At 44.0% G+C, this 7935-nt stretch carries 8 protein-coding genes and 1 pseudogene; 7 read left to right on the top strand and 2 right to left on the bottom strand.

What is annotated here, in order from left to right:
- A partial coding sequence (locus L5M10_RS10565; RefSeq protein ID WP_263176386.1) for an integrase core domain-containing protein occupies positions 1-240 on the top strand: 240 nt, incomplete at its 5' end.
- Positions 241-248: 8 nt separating this feature from the next.
- On the opposite strand, the pseudogene L5M10_RS10560 reads toward L5M10_RS10565, so the two are convergent.
- A pseudogene (locus tag L5M10_RS10560) lies at positions 249-1163 on the bottom strand (porin); the annotation flags it as partial.
- 575 nt (positions 1164-1738) lie between these two features.
- On the opposite strand from L5M10_RS10560, the gene L5M10_RS10555 reads away from it, so the two are divergent.
- From L5M10_RS10555 to L5M10_RS10545, 3 genes are read left to right on the top strand one after another with little or no spacing between them, the layout of a single operon-like run.
- Positions 1739-2881 carry a transglutaminase-like domain-containing protein gene (locus L5M10_RS10555; protein WP_131523632.1) on the top strand — a complete coding sequence of 381 codons (1143 nt, stop codon included), beginning with the start codon at positions 1739-1741 and terminating at the stop codon, positions 2879-2881.
- A 16-nt stretch (positions 2882-2897) separates the two neighbouring features.
- Entirely contained in the window at positions 2898-3215 is a 318-nt protein-coding gene (locus L5M10_RS10550) for a hypothetical protein (protein WP_309247085.1), read from the top strand.
- The gene (locus L5M10_RS10545; protein ID WP_028761311.1) at positions 3212-3496 is read left to right on the top strand and encodes a heavy-metal-associated domain-containing protein; all 285 of its coding nucleotides are present in this window, start codon (positions 3212-3214) and stop codon (positions 3494-3496) included. Before L5M10_RS10550 ends, L5M10_RS10545 begins: the two co-directional genes overlap by 4 nt.
- Before the next feature lie 153 nt (positions 3497-3649).
- Here L5M10_RS10545 and L5M10_RS10540 read toward each other — a convergent pair whose 3' ends face one another.
- Positions 3650-4123, bottom strand: a complete 474-nt coding sequence (locus tag L5M10_RS10540) for a hypothetical protein (protein WP_263255245.1) — start codon at positions 4121-4123, stop codon at positions 3650-3652.
- A 273-nt stretch (positions 4124-4396) separates the two neighbouring features.
- Here L5M10_RS10540 and L5M10_RS10535 point away from each other — a divergent pair, with 273 nt between their 5' ends.
- The 3 genes from L5M10_RS10535 to phrB are packed head-to-tail and all read left to right on the top strand — an operon-like array spanning position 4397 to position 7931.
- A complete protein-coding gene (locus tag L5M10_RS10535) occupies positions 4397-5350 on the top strand; it encodes a YbgA family protein (RefSeq protein WP_198573745.1) in 954 nt (317 codons plus the stop codon).
- A 60-nt stretch (positions 5351-5410) separates the two neighbouring features.
- Positions 5411-6442 carry a MerR family transcriptional regulator gene (locus tag L5M10_RS10530; protein WP_168823024.1) on the top strand — a complete coding sequence of 344 codons (1032 nt, stop codon included), beginning with the start codon at positions 5411-5413 and terminating at the stop codon, positions 6440-6442.
- Positions 6429-7931, top strand: coding sequence for a deoxyribodipyrimidine photo-lyase (gene phrB, locus L5M10_RS10525; RefSeq protein ID WP_263255243.1), 1503 nt, complete (start codon positions 6429-6431; stop codon positions 7929-7931). Before L5M10_RS10530 ends, phrB begins: the two co-directional genes overlap by 14 nt.
- Positions 7932-7935: the final 4 nt, after the last annotated feature.

Raw genomic sequence — 7935 nt, 5'->3', positions numbered from 1 at the left:
ATCCGAGCCAGCATGGGTGATGTGGGAGCGTGTTGGGATAATGCCGTTGTTGAGCGATTCTTTGGCAGCTTAAAACACGATTGGATTTTTAAAGTTAATCAACCAACAAGGGAGTTTATGAAGCAAGATGTGACTGCTTACATGAAATATTACAACTTGGAGCGACTTCATTCTGCTAATGGTGATCTGTCACCTGTAGAGTTTGAAAATTCTCAACTAAAAGTGTCCAGTTTGGGTTGACCAGTACAGCCTTCACCATCATTGAAGTCCGAATAGGAAATGTAAGGCATCACTGAATCGATACGATAGCCGAACGAGAGAAGATAAGTATCTAGATTACTCCCATCGAGATCTAAGCGGTTAAGCTCAGATAAAAAAAGGAAATTCTCATAATCTATATTAACGGATAGGCCATAAAACTTACCCGTACGTTGGTTGCTACCATTCCATTCCTGCTGAATACCACCAATATAACGTTCGTTAGTGTATTGCATATGCGTGAGGCGAATATCTAACCAATCTTTGTTGAATTGAACAACAATACCGCCTATATCCTTCCATACTTCTCGGGTATTTTCGAGGAAGAAAAAATCAGATAAAAGCTTATTAGGTTCGCTATCTTCGCTACCGTAATAGACTTGTCCAGACATAGTCCAGTCGCCAATTAAATAGTTATATAAGGCGCTGACACCTGTGTAGTTAAATATTTGCCATGTGTAATTATCTGCGGGTGGACGTATCCAAGGATAAGCATATCCAACATCAAAAAAGTCACTGTAATAGTAGAGCGGTAAGCGTTTTTTACCTCCTTGTACTGTCCAATGCTCATTGATCTCATAGGACAGATAAGCCCATTCAAAACTTGCCGAAAAGTCATCAGCCCCCCGGGAAACAACCTGTGCAGTGGCAGATAAACCTTCGAGCAAATCCGCTGAGAATTGAATACCAAATAAGGTATCGGGTTTGAAACTAATATCTTCATCATAGGCGCCAACGAGTGGATAGTCGGCGAGAAAGGTGGGGCCTAAATCAAACTCTGCAACGCCCGAACCTTCGAGAACTTGACCTGCAACAACTGAGGCAAAACCTGAAATGTTGACTTCTGCATAAGCGGTAGAGCTGAGCAAAAGTGAGCAAAGACCTAATGAAAGCTTATGTTTCATAAAAAAGCCCTTTAAGTGAGTATATTCGTTTTTAAGCCTAGAACAGGTATAAACATACGCAAACTTTTATTAAACATTTTTGCAACATGGTGGTCTAACTCCCATTTTGAAAGATAAGTTTGATATCTTATGAGTAAAAAGCGTTAGGTAATATTTGCCAAAGAATATTACTGATTTTGCTAAATGAGAGACTCAAAGCTTGAGTGAAAAGTGGTGAGATAATTATTTTTATTAACAATATTAGCCAAAGCTAAATATGGTTGTTATTTAGCCTTTAGATTATAAAAATAACGCAATTGATACTTTTTTATTAAACTAAAATTGGGCTTTTTACATAAAAATGCTCTAAATCTATCATTGATTATGCTTGTTAAGTCAACGTCGATATTTATTCCATTTTCATGTGTATGCCAACGCTGTAGCATATTTTACTGAGTCTTTTTCTCCGATGTAGTGGTTTTATACTGTATGGTTAGCAGCTTGATTGCTGCACAGTGCTATAGCACCTATAATCTTGCTCTCTTATGTTGAGTTTCTCTTCTTCCTAAACATGATCCAATAAAAGGAATGTCATAATGCAAAGACGCAATTTTTTAAAAAGTGCGGCTATTTTGTCGACTGCGGGTTTTATCACGCCAGTACTGGCATCTTCCTCTAAATCGAGTGTCGTTGAACATGGCTCAAGCGATGGACGCCGCCGTTTTACCTTAATCAATACTTACCATCTTATTGCCCCAGAAGGGTCTGAGGGTGTGGTTAAGTTGTGGATCCCTTTGCCCGAAGACACGCAATTCCAATTGGTGAGTCAGCTGAATTTTACGGGTAGTTTTAAAGACGCCTATATCAGCTCAAACAACAGTTATGGCGCCAAAACCCTGTTTGCGACTTGGCCCGATGCCAAAGCGAACATGACAATAACGGTTGAGCTTGATATTGAAACGATAGATTGGGAACCCGTTAAAAGCGGTGCCTTAACCCATTACCGCACCCCAGAGCAGATACATTATCCTGCAGATGTTGAACGTTATTTGCTGCCGACTAAACACATGCCGCTTAATGGTATTGTGAAGCAAACAGCAGATAAGATCGTTGGTAGCGAGACTGAACCACTGAAGCAAGCACGACTGATTTATCTTTGGGTTAGCGCTAATATGTTTCGCGATAATAGCGTGATTGGCTGTGGTACGGGTGATGTAGCAAGTATCCTCGAAAGTGGCAAGTTAGGCGGTAAGTGTACTGATATTAACTCAGTATTTGTGGCGCTAATGCGCGCAGTGGGGATCCCTGCCCGTGAGATGTTTGGGATTCGCTTAGGTCAGGCGATCAAGATGGGCGAATACTCTAAAAAGGCCTTTGGTAGTGCCGATGACAAAGGGGTTGCCGATGTCAGTGGTGGTCAACATTGTCGCGCTATGTTCTATTTAGCGGGTTATGGTTGGTTGCCAGCCGATCCTGCTGATGTGACAAAAATGCGTTTGACGGAGAAAAAGGAACACAACGATCCCGCAGTTCAGGCCGTGAATGATTACCTCTTTGGCAATTGGGAAATGAACTGGGTTGGCTTTAACTATGGCCGTGACTTTGATTTATTCCCTACAGCCGAACAGACACCACTGAATAATTTTGGCTACCCGTATGCCGAAGTTGATGGCGATCCCGTGAACTATTATGAGCCTAAAGTGTTTGCCTATGACTACCAGTCAACCGAACAACGCTAAGGGCCTCTTCGCGACTATGGCCGCCGCAGTGGTTGCTGCGGTTGCTTCAAGCCTATGCTGTATTGCACCGCTTATTTATCTGGTGTTCGGGGTGTCGGCCGCAAGTCTATCGGGGATTGAGCAACTTAGCTGGCTGCAAGTACCCATGTTGATACTGTCGTCTGGGCTGATTCTGATGGGATTTTGGCGGCTCTATTTTGCTAAAAAGCCACTGTGTACCGCGACGTTGAGTCGTACTCAGATGCTGTGGCTGTACTGGTTAACTGTACCTGTTGTGCTGGCATTTCAGTCATATCCTTTTGTATTACCTTGGTTATTAGAGGTGCTTGAATGAAGTTAGTGTTATTTCTCGCCTTAAGTCTGTGTTCAGCGTCGAGCTGGGCGGCAAACGTGCTGGTCACCTTAGATGTTAAGGGCATGACTTGTCCGCTGTGTGTCACTGTCGTGAATAAAGCGCTGCGTAAAACCGATGGGGTGATTAAGGCTAAGGCTTCGTTAAAAACTGAGCAAGCCTTAGTGACAGTGCCAGAGGATTTTAATCTAGATAGTTTGCTTAAGGCTGTCGACGAAACTGGGTATAAGGGCAGTATTAATAAGGTAGAAAAACAATCCTAAGCGTTGGTGTCTTTAGTAACAGATTGAGCGACATTATAAAATATCAGTCTAGTTTTAAATGATTAGACTGATATTTCACCGAGAAAATACACTCTGTATCCCACTTGTTACTTCCTTCACTGCCAAATTTTTCCTTTGCGGGTCATTTCTTCGTTAGCTGTAATACACCTCGGGCTCGATACGACGTTGCCGCTCTTCATTTTTCTCCGATGATTCCTTAATCAGATCCAATTTTTGCGCTTGCAGTAATTCTAGTTGCTTGGCTTTTTGTTCTTCAGATAGATTTTCATCGGCTGCAACCTTCGCCATTTCTTCATCTATCTTATTAATTTTATCCCTATCGACTCCTGTACGGTTATCTAAAATAGCCTGCATGGCTTGCAGATTACCCGTGTAGCCTTGTTTAGCGTTAGGGGCCAGATGGCTATAGGTATCGGCAGTCGTTACCGATGCTGCAGAGGAGAGCGTTACAGTATCTTGGCTTATTGATGATGTTAGATTCGTCGCCGTCATTGAATTTGCACGAGTTCCTAGGCCATTTGTGCTCGGCTCGACTTGCTTGAGTGGCACATTGGCATAACTTTTCGCAAAGGTATTGGTATAACTATTAGGGTTAATTGTGCTCATATCCGACTCCTTTATATATGAATCTGTCCCTTGGCCACCAGCGGTTTAAAATGTTGAGCGGTTAACTAATGGGTGTTGCTGGACGTTTCAATATTATCTGATGACAACTTTGCAATTTGAATTAGCAAGTTATAGGCCAAGTTAGGTTTATTTGTGGTTGATTTATCAGGAGTCACTGTTAAACGATACTTTTAAAAAATATTTATACAAAAACTTGATCCTTGTACAACTATGGTCCGTAATTAAAGGCATAGTGATACAAGGAGTCTACTTATGTACAAGTTTAACCCGCAGCGAATTCAGATTGGGATCAGCGCTTGTCTATTGGGGGAGAAGGTTCGTTTTGATGGCGGACATAAAAATTCGACCTATTGTAATCAAGAGATTAAGCAATTTTTCGATTATGTGCCTATCTGTCCAGAAATAGCGATTGGCTTAGGTGCGCCCCGTAAAAGTATCCGACTAGTCCGTGATGGGGAAACCATCTTAGTTCAGAGTGGTGACGGTAGCTTAGATGTGACCGATAAGCTCAATGAATACAGCGAAAACAAGGTTGAAGAGCTCGATTTCCTCGGAGGATACTTACTTTGCGCTAAGTCGCCAACCTGCGGCATGGAGCGGGTAACAGAGTATAAAATTGGCACTAACAATGGTTCTAAGTCTGGCATTGGTGTATTTGCTCGCAAGTTGATGGAACGGTATCCACTATTGCCCGTGGAAGAAGAAGGCCGCTTGCATGACATGGTGCTGCGGGAGAACTTTTTCACCCGCGTTTATGCCTATCACGATTGGCACCTGATGAAACATGAAGGGCTGACTAAGCATAAGTTAGTGAAGTTTCATTCCCGCTATAAATACCTATTAATGGCACACAGCCCGACATGGTATCGCGAGCTTGGGCCGATAGTGGCCAATATTGAGGATCTTGAGCAAAGCGCGACCCGCTACTTTGAAGGCTTTATGACGGCGCTGAAAATTAATGCGACCCGTAAAAATCATACCAGTACGCTGCAGCATATTCAGGGTTACTTTAAAAAGCATTTGAGCAAAGAGCAAAAGATAGAACTGTCTGAAGCGATTATGAAATATCGCCAAGGTCTATTGCCGTTATTAGTACCTATCACGCTCATTAACCATTATTTACGCGAATTTCCAACACCTTATATTGAAGAGCAAGTGTACTTAAACCCTCATCCTGAGGCGTTAAAGCTGCGCTATGCCTATTAACGTTTATCTAATCGCATTCAGTTGATTTTAGCTTTTGATTTAGTGAGTTATTACTGAAATATGAAACAAACTATAGAGAACACGGCCCACACAGAACCCAATGGTGAGATATTACTCCCCATCGGTGAAGTGTCGGCCTTAACGGGCGTGAATGCCGTGACCTTAAGGGCATGGCAGCGCCGTTTTGGTTTAGTGATCCCTGCACGTACACCCAAGGGACACAGATTATATACGAGCGAAAATATCCAAGAAATCCATGAGATTAATGCATGGCTAGCTAAAGGTGTTGCGATCAGTAAGGTTAAACCTTTGCTGATGAGTGCTGCTAAATCTTCATTTACAGAAATAGTTCAAACTCAAGCCATTGATTTATGGTGCGAGCAAGTCACTGCGCTCAATACGGCATTATTCGATTTCAATCAGCACAAATTACAGCAGATATTAGATGATGCATTTGGCTTATATCCTTTCCAATTGGTGAAAGAAAAGTTGCTACAACCTTGGCTTAATCAACTCGAGGACTTAGTGAATGAGCGGCTTGATGCCGAGTTAATTATTGCTTGGTTAAAGAGCGAGTTACTTAACCGAGTGGGTGGACGTCATGCCTTTAATGGACAGGCCGTGACGGCGAGAATCGCTGTGGTGAGTCTATCCCGTGGGGTACATACCTCGCTTAATTCCACCCGCACTAACATTTTGTTTTCTCTACTTCTATCGCTCGAGTTAGCGTCGCTGCGGGTATCGGTTATTGATCTTGGCGAGCAAGCCATGGGCAGTTTACCTTTGCTGCGAGGCAGGCTTAACGTCGATGCACTTTTGCTTATTCCCGACTCAAATCATTCGGGTTCTGAACAGACTGAAATGCTGACTGTATTGGAACAAATGACTTTCCCATGCTGGTTTATGGGGCCTTTTGCGCCAACGTTAAGCTTTTTATCTGCTTTTTTGGCGTCTTCGACGACGGACTTGATTGGGAAAATGCCATCTCGTTTAGCGGGGAAGGTGAATAGAAGTCGTAAGCACAGTGGAAAGATGAATACCGTGAATCAAAGCGAGCAGATAAATAGCGAGAAAAACAATGACATTAGCTAACGATTCAATGCAAATAGATTCAATTCCAATAAAAGTGCAGGGCAATAATGCACTGATGTGGTTTCGCCAAGATTTACGCCTTGCCGATAATCAGGCATTAACCGCTGCTTGCGATTGGGCGCGGGAGAATGGCGTGGCACTTAAGGCCATTTACATTGCTACGCCAGCTCAGTGGCAGCGCCATGACGTTGCGCCCATTCAGTTGGATTTTATCGAACGTCATATCAATTTACTTGCCCAAGGACTGGCGAGTCTTGGTATTGGATTCGAGTTAATTCAGTTAGATACCTTTGCTGATGTACCTGAGTTTATCGGTCACTATTGCCAGCAACTGGGGATTGGCCGAGTGTTTGCTGGTCGCGAGCCTGAGATTAACGAGCAACAGCGCGACCAAGCCTGTATTCAATCGGGGATTCCTCTGGTGTTAACCGATGAGCATTGTTTGCTTAAGCCGGGCACTGTGCTGAATTTGTCCGGCGACATGTACAAGGTTTTCACTCCTTTTAGCCGTAAGTGGCGAGAAATTGCCGCCCGCCATGCCATTTTGCCGCTTCCTGTTCCGGCGCCACTTGGACCTGTGTTGGCCGAGCCAAAGCCGCTTTTGTTTAACAATGTCACTAAAGTGTCGAGTGAACTTTGGGCTGCGGGAGAAGGGCAGGCAAAGCGTTTGCTCTCGGCATTTATTCAGCAGAAAGTGCAGGATTATAAGCAAGATAGGGATTTCCCCGCCATTGATGGCACTAGTTCAATTTCACCCTATCTGGCCATTGGTGTGGTGAGCCCAAGACAATGCGTTGCCGCGCTGCTGCATCAATTCCCTGAGGTGATTGTCGACGACACTAGCCCTGCTCGTACTTGGTTAAATGAGCTTACTTGGCGTGAGTTTTACCGTCATTTGCTGGTGGCATTTCCCGATTTATCTAAGAATCACAATTTCAATCGTCAAGCCGACCATGTGCAGTGGCGCAATAACCCGCAGGAGTTTGCTGCTTGGTGTGAAGGTCGTACTGGCTATCCGATTGTCGATGCGGCAATGCGCCAGCTCAATCAAACGGGTTGGATGCACAATCGGCTGCGTATGGTGGTGGCGAGTTTCCTGACTAAACATCTGCTGATTGACTGGCGCTGGGGCGAGCGCTATTTCCGCCAAAAACTGATTGATGGTGACTTAGCCGCGAATAATGGCGGCTGGCAGTGGTCTGCTGGTTGTGGCTGCGATGCTCAGCCTTATTTCCGTATTTTTAATCCTATAAGCCAGAGTGAAAAGTTTGATCCAGATGGCAGCTTTATCCGTAAGTATTTACCAGAGCTCGCATCTTGGGGAATTAAGCAATTACATCAACCCAGTACAGCGCAGACACCGTCCTTGTTTGAACAGCCGTTATTCAACACTAAAACGGCTTATCCAAGTGCGATTGTCGAGCACAGTGCAGCAAGAGCAAGGGCATTAACCGTATTAGGCGTATTGAAAAAGGCCGCGGCCCAATAAATAG

Origin of the sequence: Shewanella sp. SM32 (assembly GCF_025654235.1) — a bacterium.
Taxonomy (GTDB): Bacteria; Pseudomonadota; Gammaproteobacteria; order Enterobacterales; family Shewanellaceae; genus Shewanella; species Shewanella oncorhynchi.
Note: the sequence above shows the minus strand (reverse complement) of the source record. Positions and strands in the feature narration are given on the sequence as shown.

Coding starts and splice junctions, on each gene's coding strand:
- L5M10_RS10555 (WP_131523632.1), top strand. CDS start 1,739: ATGCAAAGACGCAATTTTTTAAAAAGTGCGGCTATTTTGTCGACTGCG.
- L5M10_RS10550 (WP_309247085.1), top strand. CDS start 2,898: ATGGCCGCCGCAGTGGTTGCTGCGGTTGCTTCAAGCCTATGCTGTATT.
- L5M10_RS10545 (WP_028761311.1), top strand. CDS start 3,212: ATGAAGTTAGTGTTATTTCTCGCCTTAAGTCTGTGTTCAGCGTCGAGC.
- L5M10_RS10540 (WP_263255245.1), bottom strand. CDS start 4,123: ATGAGCACAATTAACCCTAATAGTTATACCAATACCTTTGCGAAAAGT.
- L5M10_RS10535 (WP_198573745.1), top strand. CDS start 4,397: ATGTACAAGTTTAACCCGCAGCGAATTCAGATTGGGATCAGCGCTTGT.
- L5M10_RS10530 (WP_168823024.1), top strand. CDS start 5,411: ATGAAACAAACTATAGAGAACACGGCCCACACAGAACCCAATGGTGAG.
- phrB (WP_263255243.1), top strand. CDS start 6,429: ATGACATTAGCTAACGATTCAATGCAAATAGATTCAATTCCAATAAAA.